This window comes from Hyphomonas oceanitis SCH89, assembly GCF_000685295.1.
Lineage (GTDB): Bacteria > Pseudomonadota > Alphaproteobacteria > Caulobacterales > Hyphomonadaceae > Hyphomonas > Hyphomonas oceanitis.
Map to the genome: position 1 here is coordinate 1 of NZ_ARYL01000149.1, position 693 is coordinate 693.

Sequence of the window (693 nt, forward strand, 5' to 3'; positions counted from 1 at the left end):
CATCGAGGGTCGAAGTGAGATCGAACTTGCCTGCGGCATAGCCTTGGACGGATGCTTCATAGGCCGCCCTAGCAGAGGGCAGGGCATCGTTCTCAAGGAGGGCCAGGCGTTCCTGGGCCGCGCGGACCTGAGCGACCGACGCGCGTTGACTGGCAAGCAATCTTGCCTCCACAGCCACCCGGTCGGCGCGGCCAGCATCGATCCTGTAACCAGCGGCGCGGGTTGCGTCCCGGTTGCGGTCAAACAGGGGGACAGGAACGCTGACGCCGAGAAGGAAGGCGGTATCGCCCGTTTGCTCAAACTGCCGCATGCCGGCACTTAGCGTAAGATCAGGAATCCCTTGCGCGCGCGCCAGATCCTGCTCTGCCTGCCGCGCGATGATGCCCGATTCGGCCACTTTGATGGCGGGGTGTTGTGCCAGGTTGGTCGCACCGGGGATGGTGGGCGCCGTCATTGGCAGGACAGGTGCCTCGAAGACCGGATCGGCGCTTCCCCACAATGCGCTGAGATCGTAGCGAAGGGCTTCCATGTCACCGCGCGTCTGTGCGGCCACTGCGCGCAGGGCCGCAGCATCAGCTTTCGCCCGGGAAAGTTCGGGCGGTGCTGCCGCGCCTGCGTCCACCCGTTTACCAACGGTTTCGCTGAGGGTGTCCGCCAGGTCTGCCGATTGATCGGCGAGACGGACGAGCTGGG

General features: G+C 65.4%; 1 protein-coding gene. It reads right to left on the minus strand.

Annotated elements, in window-relative coordinates; translation table 11 throughout:
- A partial coding sequence (locus tag HOC_RS20665; protein WP_035542701.1) for a TolC family protein occupies positions 1 to 693 on the minus strand: 693 nt, incomplete at both ends.